Origin of the sequence: Halomonas sp. CSM-2 (assembly GCF_002119345.1) — a bacterium.
Taxonomy (GTDB): Bacteria; Pseudomonadota; Gammaproteobacteria; order Pseudomonadales; family Halomonadaceae; genus Vreelandella; species Vreelandella janggokensis.
In genome coordinates, this window is sequence record NZ_NBYR01000003.1 from 149252 (window position 1) to 164195 (window position 14944).

The window sequence follows — 14944 nt, forward strand, 5'->3', positions numbered from 1 at the left end:
TAAGCGGGTGAATTTGGCTGCAATATCGAGTGCACCTCTGTGGTGCAATTAAGTCTGTTCTTGCTTATTTGTGGTGCAATAGTTGGCGACATTGGGTTCTGAATGGACGTTTATGCCTGATATGCAACATGAAGTGGCACCAGAGTGATTTTTAAAGTCATTTAAAAACAACTATTTGCCATTATTTTATGCCATATTGGTGCAATATTGGCACGCAACCTGCATTATTTGCGGTAGCGGCTAGTAGGTCATAGGCAAATCGCCTGGCGGCGTGCTACAACATTAGCCGGTTTCTATCGCTAGACGTTCTGTTGATGGCAACGGACAAACGTTGAGTGAATAAGCAAGGCAGGCGTGCCATGATGCACGCGACATGTCGAACAACATTTATTGGTAGCTTACTGTCATTAGCTTTAAGCCACGCTCATACCGGAGGACACTATGTCAGCCAAGACTCTCGCGCTAATTGAAGAGCATGATGTTAAGTGGGTAGACCTGCGTTTCACCGACACCCGCGGTAAAGAGCAGCACGTGACCGTGCCTGCCCGCGATGTGGACGAAGAGTTTTTCGAAAACGGTCAGATGTTTGATGGTTCGTCCATCAACGGCTGGAAGGGCATCAACGAATCCGACATGATTCTGCGCCCCGAAGATGGCACTGCCTATCTCGATCCGTTCACTGAAGATGCCACGCTGGTATTGCGCTGTGACATTATCGAACCGGCCACCATGCAGGGCTATGACCGTGACCCACGCTCCATTGCCAAGCGCGCCGAGGCGTACCTGCAGTCAACCGGTCTTGGCGACACGGCTTTCTTCGGTCCTGAGCCCGAGTTTTTCATCTTTGACGAAGTCCACTGGAAATCCGACATCCAGGGCGCCATGTACAAGATCACGTCTGAAGAAGGTGCATGGGCCACGGACAGCCAGGTAGAAGGTGGCAATCTGGGCCACCGTCCGCGTGTTAAAGGCGGCTACTTCCCGGTTCCACCGGTCGACAGCTTCCACGATATCCGTGGTGCCATGTGTAACACCCTGGAAGCGATCGGCCAGTCGGTAGAAGTTCACCACCACGAAGTTTCCAACGCTGGTCAGAACGAAATCGGTGTGAAGTTCAACACGCTGGTGAAGAAAGCCGACGAAGTTCAGGAAATGAAGTATGTGATCCACAACGTGGCGCATGCCTACGGCAAAACGGCAACCTTCATGCCGAAGCCGCTGGTGGGTGATAACGGTTCGGGCATGCACGTTCACCAGTCGTTCTGGAAGGACGGTACCAACCAGTTCGCAGGCGACGAGTACGCGGGTCTCTCCGAAATGGCGCTTTACTATATTGGCGGCATCATCAAGCACGCCCGTGCCCTGAACGCCTTCACCAACGCTTCTACCAACTCGTACAAGCGCCTGGTACCGGGTTTCGAGGCACCGGTCATGCTGGCTTACAGTGCCCGTAACCGTTCGGCATCCATTCGTATTCCGTACACGGCCAGCCCGAAAGGCAAGCGTGTTGAAACCCGCTTCCCTGACCCGACGGCCAACCCGTACCTGGCTTTTGCGGCGATGCTGATGGCCGGTATCGACGGCATCAAGAACAAGATTCACCCTGGCGACGCCATGGACAAGAACTTGTACGACCTGCCGCCGGAAGAAGGCAAGTCGGTACCCACCGTGGCAAGCAGCCTGGATCAGGCGCTGGAAGCGCTGGACACCGACCGGGCCTTCCTGACCGAAGGTGGCGTGTTCACCGACGAAATGATCGATGCCTACATCGAACTCAAGATGGAAGACGTGGAGCGGATCCGCATGACCACGCATCCGGTCGAGTTTGATATGTATTATAGCTGCTAACAACAGCGGCTAATCTCACCTATGTGGTGCAGATGATCCTAAACCCCGCCACGGCGGGGTTTTTTAGTTGAGGGGGACGCATGTTGCGCAAGGTGTTAATGGCGCTGACCAAAGGCTGGGGCATCGGCCTTGGTCTGGTGCTGGCCGTATGGGTGGATGTTACGGCTGCATCATCAACCGTCTATCGAGTGGTCGATGAACACGGCAATGTCACCTTTTCCGACACCCCGAGCGAGGGTGGGGAAGCGCTTGAGCTGGCGCCGTTGCCTGGATTGCCAAGCGAATACGCCGAGAGGTCCGATGAGCCACCGGCCACCTCACCTGGCCAGCCCTTCATGCCTTACGACCGCTTCCAGATTCGCTCGCCAAGCGATGGCACCGAGGTGGGTGCCGACACGCCGGTAATGCTGAGTATTAGCCCCCGGTTACGTGATGATCATCGGGTACAGCTGCGGGTGAATGGCAAGCTTAGCCAGTCGGCGCTGCACAGCGATGTGTTCTGGTTGGCAAACTTGCCCACCGGTCGGCATCGGCTTCAGGCTGAGCTATTGGATAGCCATGGGCGACGGCAGCACCGCACAAACACGGTGACGATTGTGGTGGCAGAATAGCGTCAATGCGCCATTATGGTGCATGTGGTCGCTGGAAGCGTCGATGACCTGCGCTAAAACGACTCGCCATGCACCGCCACACGGCGCAAGTGCCGTGCAAATCAGCACGCTGGCCCATTTGGCGCGCTTTTTGCAGTTCTCTCTACATCTTTCCAGCGGAAGGCTGACCCAAGATAATGGACGAGGCGACTTTGCAAGACATCACCATGCACCAGCGTTTACTTGAACACCTCACCACGGCGGTGCTGCTGCTGGACGGCCGCCTCAATGTGTGCTGGATGAATCCTGCCGCAGAGGCGTTGTTTGCCGTTAGCCTCAGCCGTGTGCGGGGGATGAGCCTGGACGAGATGCTGGGCGGTGATGAAAGCATCGATGAGGTGTTGGCCAAAGCCCGCGATGCGTTTCATCCCTTTACCCAGCGTGAGGCGCGCATTACGCCGCTGAATCGCGATCCGCTCACCGTCGACTATACGGTAACCCCCCTGTCCGACACGGAACTGTTGCTGGAGGTCGAGCCCCGCGACCGGCTGATGCAGATTTCCCGCGAGGAGGCGCTCACCACCCGCCAGGAAACTATCAAGGTGCTGGCGCGCGGCCTTGCTCACGAAGTCAAAAACCCGTTGGGTGGTATTCGTGGCGCGGCGCAGTTGCTTGAACGCGATCTGGATAACCCGGCGCTGCGTGAATTTACCCATATCATCGTCGAAGAAGTTGACCGGCTACGGGACATGGTGGATTCCATGCTGGGGCCCAATTACATCGTCAAACACGAGCCGGTCAATATTCACAAGGTGCTCGAACGTGTGCGTTCATTGCTGATCGCTGAGCACCCTTGGGTCGATATTCAACGGGATTACGATCCCAGCCTGCCGGACCTGTTCGGCGATGAAGCGCAGATGATCCAGGCGGTGCTGAATGTGGCCCGCAATGCGGTTCAGGCCATGGGCGATGCCGAGACGCCGACACCGACGCTGGCGTTGCGCACCCGTGCGCGCCGCCAGTTTACGTTGGGCGCCGAGCGGCACCGCCTGGTCAGCGAGGTGGGCATTATCGACAATGGCCCCGGCATTCCCGGCTCCCTGCAAGAAACCCTGTTTTATCCGATGGTCTCGGGCCGTGCCGAAGGCAGCGGGCTTGGACTGTCGATCGCCCAATCAATTTTGCACCAACATCAAGGACTGATCGAATGCGACTCACGCCCAGGGCGCACCGAATTTCGTTTATTGATTCCCTTGGTTATTAATGTCACCGGAGAAGCGTCATGACAGAGCCTGCCCGTAATGATGTTGCGCGGGTCGTCATTGTTGACGATGACCGTGCGATTCGCTGGGTACTTGAACGTGCGCTGGCGCAACCCGATCTCGAGGTTGAATGTATCGAGCGTGCCGACACGGCCCTTTCCCGCTTGCTCGAGAGTCCGCCGGATGTCCTGGTTACCGATATTCGCATGCCGGGAATTGATGGCCTGGACCTGATGGCCCGGGTACGCGAGGCCCACCCCGATTTGCCGGTGATCGTGATGACCGCGCATTCGGACCTGGACAGCGCCGTGGCGTCTTATCAAGGCGGCGCCTTCGAATATCTACCCAAGCCGTTTGACGTGGATGAGGCGCTGGCGCTGGTGCGTCGTGCCATTGCCCATGCGCGCGAACGTCAGCGCCCGGTCACGGTGCCGGAGGGGCTCAACGCGGAAATTATCGGTGAAGCCCCTGCCATGCAGGAGGTTTTCCGGGCGATCGGGCGTTTGTCTCATTCGCATATTACCGTGCTGATCAATGGCGAGTCGGGCACCGGTAAAGAACGTGTTGCCGAGGCGCTACATCAGCACAGCCCGCGCCAGGGCAAGCCGTTCATTGCGCTGAACATGGCGGCGATTCCGCGGGACTTGATCGAGTCCGAGCTGTTCGGCCATGAGAAAGGGGCCTTTACCGGTGCCACTTCACAGCGTCAGGGGCGCTTTGAGCAGGCCAATGGCGGCACGCTGTTTCTGGATGAAATTGGCGATATGCCGGCTGAAACCCAGACGCGGTTGCTGCGCGTACTGGCCGACGGCGAGTTCTATCGCGTGGGGGGGCATACGCCGACAAAAGTCGACGTGCGGATTATCGCGGCCACCCACCAGAACCTTGAATCACTGGTCGACGATGGGCGCTTCCGGGAAGACTTGTTTCATCGCCTGAACGTCATTCGCATCCACTTGCCGAAGCTGGCCGAGCGCCGTGAGGATATCCCCAGGCTGACGAGTCACTTTCTGGCCGAGGCGGCCAAAGAGCTGTCCACGGATGTGAAAGTGCTGACCCCCGAAGCGGAAGCACATCTGACCCGCCTGCCCTGGCCGGGCAATGTTCGCCAGTTAGAAAACATCTGCCGCTGGCTGACGGTGATGGCCTCGGGACGTGAAGTGCTGGTAGAAGATTTGCCCGCGGAATTGCGCGCACCCAGCGCCTCTGAGTCAAGTGCCCACGGTGACTGGCGGAGCGCTTTTCGCGATTGGGCGGATCACGCCCTGGCAGAAGGCCACACCCATTTGCTGGAAGAGGCCGTGCCGGATTTCGAACGCATCTTGATAGAAACCGCGCTCAAGCACACCGGCGGGCGTAAGGGCGAGGCCGCAGAATTACTGGGCTGGGGGCGCAATACGTTGACCCGCAAACTGAAAACGCTGCTGCCTGCGCTGGCGGCGGACGAGTAGCGCAAGCCGCAATGAGCTTACGTTACTTGCCTTCTTGTTTCAGGCGTTCTATTTCAGCGAGCAGCGCATCGGCTTCCTCCGTCAAGGTGGCATTTGCCCGCATGTCACCGTTGCGTGATGCCTCCATGGCGGCTTGCAGCTTGCGTTCGTAGTCTTGCTGTAGCTTCTTTTTGGGGTCGCGCTTGAAAAGGCCAAACATGGACGCTCTCCTTCTGTGTGTACATTGTTTGTACACCCTTGGAGAGTGTTTGTCTAATGCTGCGACACCTTTACTCCTTACCTTTAGCGGCTAGCGGCGTGAACAGGCGATTGTACTGGCGTGCAGGACGGCGCTGCATCGCATCAGGAAGGCGTCAAAGTCGCTGAGCAAGGTGTCAAGGCTTTCGTGGAGGCGGTGATCGTCGTCCAGCATGCGCAACGACAGGCGCTGCCGTTCGGCCCAGTCAATGACCGGGCGAGGGGGAATCACGTCATCCTGCCAGCCGTGAATCACGTGAGTGCAACTGGCTTGGAGCGTGGGGGCGGTTTCCGGGTAATGCGGTAGACCAATGGCCGGGGCCAATAAAAAGCAGCCCAGTACGGGCTGCTGTGAACTGACCGCTGCACTTAGCCAGCCACCCAGGCTTGAGCCGGCAAAGACGCAGCACTCAGGGTTGTCACCCCGCGCCGACAGCGTCGCCAAAAGATGCTTTAGGCGTTGCTGGGGGTCGGGTTGGTCTCGATAATCCATCACGACGGCCTCGCAGTCGTCGAGCTTTTCGGCAATGCCTTTCAGCGCCTGCATTTTCAATGCGCCGGGGCCGCTTTCCAAGCCATGTGATAGGTAGACCGTTAGCATAATGTCGTTAACTCGCTGATTGTTGAATAGCTTCTCCACCTTGCTCGATGTCTTCACCCGCCCCGCGAATGGTATTGCAACCGCTCACTAACAGTAAGATGGTGATGCTAAGAATGCCAAGAGCTGTCATGCGTTTCATAGAAGCTTCCTTTCAGGTGGTCACCCCCTTCAAGGGGGTATTAGCTAGACTAGCAAACGTTAGCCATTTAGCGACACTGGCAGTATGTACCTCTTTATCCTAATCACCATGCTATTTTGTCGCATGTGTCATTACGCCACATTTTTTGTGTGCCGTCGTCGCCGCAAATGAACCCTTTGGCATTTATTTAAGATATTGTTTTAATTGGTTTTTTAATTTTTTTTAAGCGAAGTTGGCCTGATGCCTGCTTCGTTAGGTGTGTATGCGAAATGATAAGGAAGCTTGTTTATTCGCATTGATTAAAGTCACGGTCACAAAGGTCAAATCATTGGGTTCAGAAACGTTGTTATGCAGGTAAAGTCGTTACGTAGGAAAGGTTGATCTCGTGTTGGAAGGTAATGGGAAGCTGGTCAGTCAAAAGGTAATAGGTTGGAAGGAAAAGTAGCAGAGAGGTAAGCAGTAGAAAGGTAAGCAGTAGAAAGGTAAAGCGGGTCAGGGGAGTGTCACGGCAGTAAAAGGAAGGCAGGAAGCCCGAGTGATAATGAATGGAACATTCAAAGGAATGGGCACTCTCCGTTTTAGCATAAGGAGGCGCTAAACATCAGTGTCATGGAATGACGACGATGCGAAATTACCACCTTGTTCCGGCGAGGTGGTTTTTTTGCGTCTGATCGATGCCTTATCGCTCTAGCCCATCAGGTAAAGGCTGAGCAGCGCAAAGCCATAGCCCATGGCGGCGCTGGCAATCACATCGCTTGTGTAGTGCAGGCCCAGGCCCACCCGGGATATCGCAATCAGTACCGACAGGGGAATGACCACTGGCAGTAACCACGGCGTGTGGGCGGCGACCAGCACGCTGAACATCACGGCGTGCATGGTATGCCCGCTGGGAAAGCTATAGCGATCCCGGGCCGGTGCATTGCACTGAATACCGCTGCGATAAGTGATATACGGCCGCTCACTGCACAGGCGGGTTTTTACCAGCCGGTAAATGGCGATGGCGACGCTGGCGATCAGGGTGTACTGCAGCACTCGCCAGGCGCCGTCAGGCTGCAGCCAGGGTTGCGCCAGGATCAGTAGCACCCAGACCGGCCAATCACCCAACCGGCTGGCAGCCTGGAGTGTCATGCGCCAGGGCCGGTAGAGCGATAGGCGCGATACGCGCTGGCAAAACTGCCATTCCAGCAAATCAAGACGATCGAATACGACGAGGGGGCGGGGTCGCATGATAAGCCTCCTGGGCCTTTTGAAGATAATCAAGAAACTGCCGGGCAATGCCCGCCCAGCTTTGCTCAAGGGCTTTCAGCCGGGCGAGACGACTGTACTTGGCATAGTCCGCCGGGTGTTGGCAGAGGGTCACCGCCGCCTGACTAAAGGCCGCCGAGTCGTTGATGGGCACGGTAATGCCGTTGTAGCCGCTCTGGATCAGCTCGGCGCTGGCCGCGTGCCGATAGGCCACCACGGCGAGCCCGCTGGCCATGGCCTCACTGACCACGTTGCCCCAGGTTTCGGAAAGCGAGGGGAAGATGAACAGGTCGGCGCTTGCGTAATGCCGGGCAAGCGCGTCTGGATCAATAAAACCGGTAAAATGGACATCCGGGAGCGCGCTTTCAAGCTGGGCCTTTGCGGGGCCATCACCCACGATAACGTGGGCCATGTCCGGGCGGACGTTGCGCATGGCGTGATAGGTTTCCTGTAGCAACGCGAGGTTTTTTTCGGCGGCGAGCCGCCCGACATAAAGCGCCACCGGCTGATGGTCGTTAACGCCCCAGGCACGACGTAATTCAGGGTCGCGGTGGGCAGGGGAAAAACGCTCACCATCGATGCCGCGTGACATCACCGCGACGTCGTGGATGCCTTGCTGGCGAAGTTGACTGGCCTGCAGTTGGGTAGGCACCAGGGTTAACCCGCAACCGTTATGGAAATAACGCAAATAGCGGCGGGTTGCCGAGGCGAGCCAGGGAACGCCGTAATCGCCACAGTAGTGGTCGAAATTGGTGTGCCAGCCCGCCACCAGCGGAATGCCCATCTGGCGTGCTGCCAGGCGTGCCGACCAGCCCAGCGGGCCTTGGGTGGCCAGGTAAACCACATCGGGGCGCTGCTCTTTCCAGAACTTGCGCAAAGTCGCGGGGCGACAAAAGCCTACCTGAACGTCGCGGTAGCCCGGGATGGCAAAGCGAGGTACCTGTAGCTCGGCCCGTGCCTGAGTTGCCTTGGCGGCAAGCGGGGGCTTTGGCCGAATCACATCAATAAGAACCTGATGGCGGTCAAGCTCGCGGCTAAGCCGACTCAAGGTGTGTGCGACACCATTGATTTCCGGTGCCCATGTTTCGCTGACGATGCAAAGCCGCATGTGCGATCCGCCCTCTTGTCTATTTACAGAGCAGTTTGGACGACAGGGATGACATGCCTAAGACAGGCAGGTGAATAAGCGATGACAGCAAGGCGCCTGTCAGCGTTTAAAGGAGACCCGCCTAAGGGTTGTGCAAGGATGTACGATGTAGCCGTGATGCATGTTCCAAAAATGGGGAGTTACAGATGAAATCAACGGTGTTAATCACGGGGGCCAACCGGGGTGTCGGGCTGGCGCTGGCAGAGCACTATTTTGATGAAGGCTATCGCGTTATCGGCGTTTGCCGGCAGTCATCCGACGCGCTGGACCGCGTGGCGGATCAGGTGATCGAGTCGACTGATGTCACTCAGCCTGATGATGTCATAAGCCTTGCCGAGACCCTGAAGGGCCAGTCGCTAGACTTGCTGATCAACAATGCCGGGTTGCTGCGCGATGAATCCCTGGGCAGTCTTGATTTCGACAGTATCCGCGAGCAGATGGAAATCAATGCCTATGCGCCGCTGCGGGTGGCAGAAGCCCTGCTGCCCAATCTCGGCAAAGGCAGCAAGATCGCCAATATCACCAGTCGCATGGGCTCCATCGCGGATAACGACTCGGGCGGCCGTTATGGGTACCGTGCGTCCAAGGCGGCGCTCAACGCCTTTGGCAAATCGCTGGCGATGGATTTGAAACCCCGCGGCATTGCCGTGGCCCAACTGCACCCCGGCTATGTGCAAACGCGCATGGTGAATTTTGGCGGGTTTATCAGCCCGCAGGATGCCGCGCTCGGTATTGCCGCGCGGATTGAGGAATTGACCCTCGATAACAGCGGCGGGTTTTGGCACAGCAACGGCGAGTCACTCCCCTGGTGATGACGTGCGCTGCCCCGTGGCACTGTCAAAAGGGTGCAGCGCGTCGCGGGGCACGTAGAACCGAAGGGTTTCGCCCTCGGCCACTGGCGGCTGGCCGGAGACGCGGATGACCATGGGCTGGTCACTGTCGGCAAGGTTCGCATACAGGTGGCTTTCGGCTCCGGCGGCCTCAAACAGCGCAAGCGTTGAGTCGATGGTTAGGTGAGGCGCTGTGGGCGGCGTTAAGTGCATATCATCCGGGCGAATGCCGACGGTATCGGTGCCTTCTGGCAGGTTATCCAGCAGGCCGTTGCCATCTTTAGCCTTCAGGTAGTCCACCGGCAGCATGTTCATGGCGGGGGAGCCGATAAACCCGGCCACAAAGATGCTGGCGGGGCGGGCGTAGATCTCCATCGGCGTGCCCACCTGCTCGATCTGCCCGGCGTTCAGCACCACCAGGCGGTCACCCAGGGTCATGGCTTCCAGCTGGTCGTGGGTCACATACAGGCTGGTGGTTTTCAACCGCCGCTGTAGCTGCTTGATTTCCACACGCATCTGCACGCGCAGCTTGGCATCCAGGTTGGAAAGGGGCTCATCGAATAGAAACGCTGCCGGGTCGCGAACCAGGGCACGGCCCATTGCGACGCGCTGGCGCTGACCGCCGGAGAGCTTGCGCGGTTTGCGCGCCAGAAACTCTTCGATCTCCAGCATTTTGGCGGCAGCATGAACGCGCTGTTCAATCTCATCTTTTTTGAAGCCGCGGTTTTTCAGGCCATAGGCAAGGTTGTTGTACACCGTCATATGCGGGTAAAGCGCATAGTTCTGGAACACCATGGCAATATCCCGCTCGGCGGGTTCGAGCTTGTTCACTATTCGCTCGCCGATTTTGAGTGTGCCGTCGGTGATGGTTTCCAATCCTGCCACCATGCGCAGCAGGGTAGATTTTCCGCAACCTGAAGGCCCCACCAGCACCACGAACTCGCCGTCTTCGACCTGCAGGTCCACGTCCTTGACCGCCTGGACATCGCCGGTATAGGTCTTCGCTATTCCCTCCAGGGTAATGCTGGCCATGTTATTTCTCCGTCTCGGTCAGGCCTTTCACGAACAGGCGTTGCATAAACAGAATCACTAGTACCGGTGGCAGCGCGGCCATCACCACCGCTGCCATCACCAGGTGCCATTGGGGGTTTTCTTCCGAGGTCATGCGCTGGATGCCCATCACGATGGTGGTGTAGTCGGGGTCAGTGGTGATCAGCAGCGGCCACAGGTACTGGTTCCAGCCGTAGATAAACATGATCACGAACAGCGCAGCGATATTGGTCACCGAAAGTGGCATCAGGATGTCCTTGAAGAACTTCATAGGCCCGGCGCCATCGACCCGGGCGGCCTCGAGCATTTCTTCGGGGACGGTCATGAAGAACTGGCGAAACAGGAAGGTTGCGGTGGCCGAGGCAATCAGCGGAATCGACAGGCCAGCAAAGCTGTTGAGCATGCTGAGATCGGCCACTACCTGATACGTCGGGATAATGCGTACTTCCACCGGCAGCATCAGGGTGACGAAGATCAGCCAGAAGAAAAACATGCGGAAGCGGAAGCGAAAGTAGACGATGGCAAAGGCGGATAACAGCGAAATAAACAGCTTGCCCACGGTGATCGCCATGGCCATTACAAAGCTGTTCCAGAGCATCAGCGCGGCGGTTGGAGAGTTGGTCGACGAAACGCCGGATTGCCACATTTGGGTATAGTTTTCGATCCCATGTCTGCCAGGTAGCAACGGCAGGGTGCCGCGCAGTAGCTCATCAGGTGCCTGGGTCGATGCCACAATGGCGATATAGACGGGGAAAACCACCAGTGCCACGCCGATGATCAACACAGTATGGGCAAAGCAATTGGCCCAGGGTCGGTTTTCAACCATTACAAGGCTCCAACAAGGCCGGATTCGCAGGCCGTCCGTTAGTAGTTAACGCGCCGCTCGATAAAGCGGAACTGGATCACGGTCAGCGCGACCACAATGACCATCAGAATCACCGACTGAGCGGCCGAAGACCCCAGGTTCAGCCCCACGAAGCCGTCGGCATACACCTTATACACCAGGATGTTGGTGGCCTGTGCCGGTCCGCCTTCGGTGGTGGCGTGGATAATCCCAAAGGTGTCGAACATGGCATACACCACGTTGACCACCATCAGGAAGAAGGTCGTGGGCGACAGCAGTGGGAATACAATCGTCCAGAAGCGCTTGGTGGGGCTGGCGCCGTCAATGGCGGCTGCTTCGATCAGCGATTGCGGTATGGACTGCATGCCTGCCAGGAAAAACAGAAAGTTGTAGGAGATCTGCTTCCAGGAGGCGGCTAAAATCACCAGCAGCATGGCATCGCTGCCGGAATTGCGGTTATTCCAACTGTAGCCCGCCATTTCCAGCATGTAGGGCACGATGCCTATGGAGGGGTTGAAGATAAACCACCACAAAACGCCCGCCAGGGCGGGGGCAATGGCGTAGGGCCACACCAACAGCGTGGTATAGGTGCTGCGCGAACGAATCATCCGATTGACGGTGCTGGCCAGCAGTAGCGCCATGGACATCGACACCAGCGTGGTGCCCACCGCAAAAATTACCGTCACCGACAGCGAATTAAGATAGCTGCCGTCGCGGAACAGGCGGGCAAAATTTTCGAGCCCCACAAACGTCGAGCGTAACCCAAAGGCATCTTCGCGCAGGAGTGATTGATACAGGGCCTGACCCGCCGGCCAGATAAAGAAAATCAGCGTGATGATAACCTGGGGGGCCAGCAGGGCGAAAGGCAGCCAACGCCCTGGAAAGGTCATGCGTTTTGTTTGCATGGCAAGCTCTTGAACACAGCCGAACGAAAGCGCCGCCTACCCTTGGGTAAGCGGCGACGTCAGTGCCTGGTTACTGATTGGCGGCTTCGAAGTCCCGCAGCAGAACATTGCCGCGTTCCACGGCATCGTCCGCCGCTTCCTGGCCGGATTTATCGCCAGTCATCACGGCTTCCATTTCCTCGGAGATAATGTCGCGAATCTGCACAAAGTTACCAAATCGTAGGCCTTTGGAGTTTTCGGTCGGCTCGTTGAGGGTCATCTGCTCAAGCGAAATATCCGCCCCCGGGTTCTCTTCGTAATAGCCCTGCTCTTTGCTCAGATCCCAGGCGGCTTGGGTGATGGGCAAATAGCCGGTTTGTTGATGCCACTGCGCCTGTACCTCGGGCTGGGAGAGATACTCAAAGAACGCTGCAACGGCTGCGTATTCTTCTTCGCTGTGGCCCTGCAGTGCCCATAGCGTTGCGCCACCGATAATCGAGTTTTGTGGTGCGCCGTCTACGTCATCGTAGTAGGGCTGCATGCCAAAGCCGACGTCAAATTCTGAATTGGCGGCGACATCTGCCCGTGAAGCAGAAGAGCCGAAGAAAATCGCGCAGTCCTGGGAGTAGAAAAGCGGCTCCGAGTCGGGGCCGGAACCGGGGCCGCCCCATTTAAACACCCCCTCTTCCTGCCAGTCGTGGAGGTTGTCCCAATGACGAGCAACCAGCTCATTGTTGAAGGTAAGCTCGGTTTCCAGGCCGCCAAAACCGTTTTCCAGCGTACCTAGCGGCACGTTATGCCAAGCGGAGAAGTTTTCCAGCATTACCCAGCTAGGCCATGAGGTGGTAAAACCGCAGCTGGCCGCACCAGCGTCGACGATCTGACGTGAAAAGTCGGCCACTTCTTGCCATGTTTGGGGGGGCTGTTCGGGATCCAGGCCCGCTTCTTCAAACATGTCGCGGTTGTAGTACATGATGGGCGTAGAGGAGTTGAACGGGAACGACAGCATATTGCCGTTGGTGTCGGTGTAGTAACCCACCACCGCGGGCAGGAAGACATCGTTATCGAAAGCGCGGCCATGCGCTTCCATCAACTCGTACACTGGGTAAATGGCGCCTTCGGCGTTCATCATGGTGCCGGTACCGACTTCAAAGACCTGCAGGATATGCGGTTGCTCATTGGCTCGGAAGGCGGCGATAGCGCCCGTCATCGTTTCGGTGTAGGTGCCACGGTAGCTGGGGGTCACATGATAATCATCCTGGGACTCGTTAAAGTCCTGGGTCATCTCTTCAAGAATGTCGCCCAGTTGGCCGCCCATGGCGTGCCACCAGCTAATCTCGGTTGTCGCCTGAGCAGACAGGCTAAGGCTGGCCGTCGCCACCCCTACGGCAAGCGCGTGCAGTGTAAAACGAGACATACAGAAGCTCCTTGTGGGCCTGAAATGAATCAGGCAGTACCCTGCGTTTGTTAAGGTTTTTTGGATACATAGTTTTCTGGATGCCTAGACTGTAGAAAGTGCAGATGACGTTCAGGTGAACGCCAGATGAACTCCACATTACAACTTGCCGATGTAGGCGGCCGGTGGGTGGGGTGATAGTCTGGCAGACAAGATGGCCAATGACAGGAAGGGCAATAATGAGCGACGCGGAGCGACTGTTAGCAAGGTTGGTGGCGTTTGATACCACCTCGAGCGAATCCAACCTGGCGCTGGTCCGCTATGTGGAAGACTACCTGGCTTCCCATGGTGTGGAAGCCGAGCGGGTAATGAGCCCGTGTGGTAATAAAGCCAACTTGATTGCCCGTATCGGCCCTGATGCGCCGGGCGGTGTCATGCTTTCCGGGCATACCGATGTGGTGCCGGTGGCGGGTCAGCCCTGGTCGAGTGACCCTTTCACCCTGCGCGATGGCGGTGATGGCCGGTTATACGGGCGCGGCACCTGCGACATGAAAGGCTTTCTTGCCTGCGTCCTGGCCAACGTGCCCGAGTGGGTGAACGCGCCACTCAAGCAACCAGTTTATCTGGGGTTTTCCTACGATGAAGAAATCGGCTGTGTGGGCGCGCCGGATCTGATTCGGCGATTCTATGAGCATTACTCGACCACCGCGCATGTGATTGTCGGCGAGCCGACCAGCATGCAGCCGGTCGTGGCGCAAAAAGGTGCGACCAACCTGCGCACCACCGTTAGCGGGCGCGAGGCCCACAGCAGCCAGGTCAATCAGGGCACCTCGGCGATTCACGTCGCGGCAAGACTGGTGACCTTTATCGAAGACACCATGGCCGCGCTGGTGGAAGAGGGCCGTGTCGATGAGGCCTTCAACGTGCCCCATACCAGTCTGCACGTCGGTAAAATCAAAGGCGGTACGGCGATCAATATCATGGCCCGGGAGTGCCAGTTCGAGTGGGAAATTCGCCATTTGCCGACGGATACGTTCGACGAGGTATATGCTCGCTATGAGGCGTTTTGCGCCCAGTTAAGCGATCAAATGCAGGCCAGAGGGAAGCATGTTGAGATCACGACCGAGGCGCTGAATGTGACAGTCCCGGGGTTGGCGGATCGTGATAATGACCGCGTCCTACGCTTGGCGAAAGACCATTTGCCAGCAGGATGCTGCGACCACGCGGTGGCCTATGCGACCGAGGCCGGGCAATTTCAGGGGCAGGGCTTACAGACGATCATTCTGGGGCCAGGCAGCATTGCCCAGGCGCATCAACCGGATGAGTATGTTGAGCGCAGTCAGTTGGAAGCGTGCACGGTGTTTTTGGACAAAATGACAGAGGTGTTGCGGCAAACGTCGGGGCGTAACGAGTGAAATTG

General features: G+C 57.4%; 15 protein-coding genes. 6 read left to right on the forward strand and 9 right to left on the reverse strand.

Annotated features, from left to right (window positions below; genetic code table 11):
- The first annotated feature begins 441 nt into the window (after nt 1-441).
- The 4 genes from glnA to ntrC all read left to right on the forward strand — a co-directional run bounded on the left by glnA (nt 442) and on the right by ntrC (nt 5151).
- Nucleotides 442-1848, forward strand: a complete 1407-nt coding sequence (glnA, locus tag B7L15_RS03565; RefSeq protein WP_085917649.1) for a glutamate--ammonia ligase — start codon at nt 442-444, stop codon at nt 1846-1848.
- 80 nt (nt 1849-1928) lie between these two features.
- Nucleotides 1929-2459 carry a DUF4124 domain-containing protein gene (locus tag B7L15_RS03570; protein WP_254902843.1) on the forward strand — a complete coding sequence of 177 codons (531 nt, stop codon included), beginning with the start codon at nt 1929-1931 and terminating at the stop codon, nt 2457-2459.
- 206 nt (nt 2460-2665) lie between these two features.
- Nucleotides 2666-3724 carry a nitrogen regulation protein NR(II) gene (gene glnL / locus B7L15_RS03575; protein ID WP_085917702.1) on the forward strand — a complete coding sequence of 353 codons (1059 nt, stop codon included), beginning with the start codon at nt 2666-2668 and terminating at the stop codon, nt 3722-3724.
- On the forward strand, nt 3721-5151 hold the full coding sequence (gene ntrC, locus B7L15_RS03580) for a nitrogen regulation protein NR(I) (RefSeq protein ID WP_085917650.1): 1431 nt from the start codon (nt 3721-3723) through the stop codon (nt 5149-5151). The genes glnL and ntrC overlap by 4 nt, the downstream gene beginning before the upstream one ends.
- 22 nt (nt 5152-5173) lie before the next feature.
- Here ntrC and B7L15_RS19300 read toward each other — a convergent pair whose 3' ends face one another.
- From B7L15_RS19300 to B7L15_RS03600, 5 genes are all read right to left on the reverse strand, one after another.
- On the reverse strand, nt 5174-5350 hold the full coding sequence (locus tag B7L15_RS19300; RefSeq protein ID WP_139839340.1) for a DUF6435 family protein: 177 nt from the start codon (nt 5348-5350) through the stop codon (nt 5174-5176).
- A gap of 90 nt (nt 5351-5440) precedes the next feature.
- Entirely contained in the window at nt 5441-5989 is a 549-nt protein-coding gene (locus B7L15_RS03585; protein ID WP_085917651.1) for a YqiA/YcfP family alpha/beta fold hydrolase, read from the reverse strand.
- 7 nt (nt 5990-5996) lie between these two features.
- Nucleotides 5997-6128: an entericidin A/B family lipoprotein gene (locus B7L15_RS03590; RefSeq protein ID WP_085917652.1), complete on the reverse strand. Its 132-nt coding sequence runs from the start codon at nt 6126-6128 to the stop codon at nt 5997-5999.
- Between the two features lie 687 nt (nt 6129-6815).
- A complete protein-coding gene (locus B7L15_RS03595) occupies nt 6816-7355 on the reverse strand; it encodes a phosphatase PAP2 family protein (RefSeq protein WP_085917653.1) in 540 nt (179 codons plus the stop codon).
- Nucleotides 7318-8481, reverse strand: coding sequence for a glycosyltransferase family 4 protein (locus B7L15_RS03600; protein ID WP_085917654.1), 1164 nt, complete (start codon nt 8479-8481; stop codon nt 7318-7320). The genes B7L15_RS03595 and B7L15_RS03600 overlap by 38 nt, the downstream gene beginning before the upstream one ends.
- A gap of 185 nt (nt 8482-8666) precedes the next feature.
- Here B7L15_RS03600 and B7L15_RS03605 point away from each other — a divergent pair, with 185 nt between their 5' ends.
- Entirely contained in the window at nt 8667-9332 is a 666-nt protein-coding gene (locus B7L15_RS03605; RefSeq protein WP_085917655.1) for an SDR family oxidoreductase, read from the forward strand.
- Here B7L15_RS03605 and B7L15_RS03610 read toward each other — a convergent pair.
- The 4 genes from B7L15_RS03610 to ugpB form a co-directional block, all read right to left on the reverse strand.
- Nucleotides 9318-10382 carry a sn-glycerol-3-phosphate import ATP-binding protein UgpC gene (locus B7L15_RS03610; RefSeq protein ID WP_085917656.1) on the reverse strand — a complete coding sequence of 355 codons (1065 nt, stop codon included), beginning with the start codon at nt 10380-10382 and terminating at the stop codon, nt 9318-9320. The two genes, B7L15_RS03605 and B7L15_RS03610, sit on opposite strands and share 15 nt — an antisense overlap.
- Nucleotide 10383: 1 nt before the next feature.
- A complete protein-coding gene (gene ugpE / locus B7L15_RS03615) occupies nt 10384-11226 on the reverse strand; it encodes a sn-glycerol-3-phosphate ABC transporter permease UgpE (protein ID WP_085917657.1) in 843 nt (280 codons plus the stop codon).
- Nucleotides 11227-11264: 38 nt separating this feature from the next.
- Nucleotides 11265-12149, reverse strand: coding sequence for a sn-glycerol-3-phosphate ABC transporter permease UgpA (gene ugpA, locus B7L15_RS03620; RefSeq protein ID WP_085917658.1), 885 nt, complete (start codon nt 12147-12149; stop codon nt 11265-11267).
- A 70-nt stretch (nt 12150-12219) separates the two neighbouring features.
- Complete coding sequence (gene ugpB, locus B7L15_RS03625) at nt 12220-13545, reverse strand: sn-glycerol-3-phosphate ABC transporter substrate-binding protein UgpB (RefSeq protein ID WP_085917659.1); 1326 nt, start codon at nt 13543-13545, stop codon at nt 12220-12222.
- A 218-nt stretch (nt 13546-13763) separates the two neighbouring features.
- Between ugpB and argE the strand changes: the two genes are divergently transcribed.
- Nucleotides 13764-14939 (forward strand): acetylornithine deacetylase, encoded by a 1176-nt coding sequence (argE, locus tag B7L15_RS03630; RefSeq protein WP_085917660.1) that lies wholly within the window; start codon nt 13764-13766, stop codon nt 14937-14939.
- Nucleotides 14940-14944 lie beyond the last annotated feature (5 nt).

Excerpts from the sequence above, each read along its gene's own strand:
- glnA (WP_085917649.1), top strand. The coding sequence starts at position 442 with ATGTCAGCCAAGACTCTCGCGCTAATTGAAGAGCATGATGTTAAGTGG.
- B7L15_RS03570 (WP_254902843.1), top strand. The coding sequence starts at position 1,929 with ATGTTGCGCAAGGTGTTAATGGCGCTGACCAAAGGCTGGGGCATCGGC.
- glnL (WP_085917702.1), top strand. The coding sequence starts at position 2,666 with ATGCACCAGCGTTTACTTGAACACCTCACCACGGCGGTGCTGCTGCTG.
- ntrC (WP_085917650.1), top strand. The coding sequence starts at position 3,721 with ATGACAGAGCCTGCCCGTAATGATGTTGCGCGGGTCGTCATTGTTGAC.
- B7L15_RS19300 (WP_139839340.1), bottom strand. The coding sequence starts at position 5,350 with ATGTTTGGCCTTTTCAAGCGCGACCCCAAAAAGAAGCTACAGCAAGAC.
- B7L15_RS03585 (WP_085917651.1), bottom strand. The coding sequence starts at position 5,989 with ATGCTAACGGTCTACCTATCACATGGCTTGGAAAGCGGCCCCGGCGCA.
- B7L15_RS03590 (WP_085917652.1), bottom strand. The coding sequence starts at position 6,128 with ATGAAACGCATGACAGCTCTTGGCATTCTTAGCATCACCATCTTACTG.
- B7L15_RS03595 (WP_085917653.1), bottom strand. The coding sequence starts at position 7,355 with ATGCGACCCCGCCCCCTCGTCGTATTCGATCGTCTTGATTTGCTGGAA.
- B7L15_RS03600 (WP_085917654.1), bottom strand. The coding sequence starts at position 8,481 with ATGCGGCTTTGCATCGTCAGCGAAACATGGGCACCGGAAATCAATGGT.
- B7L15_RS03605 (WP_085917655.1), top strand. The coding sequence starts at position 8,667 with ATGAAATCAACGGTGTTAATCACGGGGGCCAACCGGGGTGTCGGGCTG.
- B7L15_RS03610 (WP_085917656.1), bottom strand. The coding sequence starts at position 10,382 with ATGGCCAGCATTACCCTGGAGGGAATAGCGAAGACCTATACCGGCGAT.
- ugpE (WP_085917657.1), bottom strand. The coding sequence starts at position 11,226 with ATGGTTGAAAACCGACCCTGGGCCAATTGCTTTGCCCATACTGTGTTG.
- ugpA (WP_085917658.1), bottom strand. The coding sequence starts at position 12,149 with ATGCAAACAAAACGCATGACCTTTCCAGGGCGTTGGCTGCCTTTCGCC.
- ugpB (WP_085917659.1), bottom strand. The coding sequence starts at position 13,545 with ATGTCTCGTTTTACACTGCACGCGCTTGCCGTAGGGGTGGCGACGGCC.
- argE (WP_085917660.1), top strand. The coding sequence starts at position 13,764 with ATGAGCGACGCGGAGCGACTGTTAGCAAGGTTGGTGGCGTTTGATACC.